Below are 246 nucleotides of genomic sequence, written 5' to 3'. Positions count from 1 at the left end.
GTCGGCGTTCGGCTTGCGGCACGTGATGCAGGCCGTCACCGACTATGCGGGCCGGTTCCCGGACGTGACCGTCGACATGACGCTGTCCGACCGTGTCGTCGATCTGATCGAGGAAGGCTATGACGTCGCGGTGCGCGCGGCGCCGAATGGGTTGAAGTCGTCGTCGCTGGTCGCGCGGCAGATCGCGACCGCGCACATTCTGCTGGTGGCGTCGCCGGATTATCTGGAGCGGCGCGGCACGCCGCA

At 67.9% G+C, this 246-nt stretch carries 1 protein-coding gene; it reads left to right on the top strand.

Going from position 1 to position 246, the window contains the following annotated elements; translation table 11 throughout:
• Positions 1-246: LysR substrate-binding domain-containing protein (locus SB816_RS34085; protein WP_410548510.1), on the top strand; the 246-nt coding region annotated here is incomplete at both ends.

The sequence above is a fragment of the Achromobacter sp. SIMBA_011 genome, from assembly GCF_046535435.1.
Classification (GTDB): Bacteria; Pseudomonadota; Gammaproteobacteria; order Burkholderiales; family Burkholderiaceae_B; genus Achromobacter; species Achromobacter dolens.
This window is presented reverse-complemented; position numbering and strand designations above follow the sequence as displayed.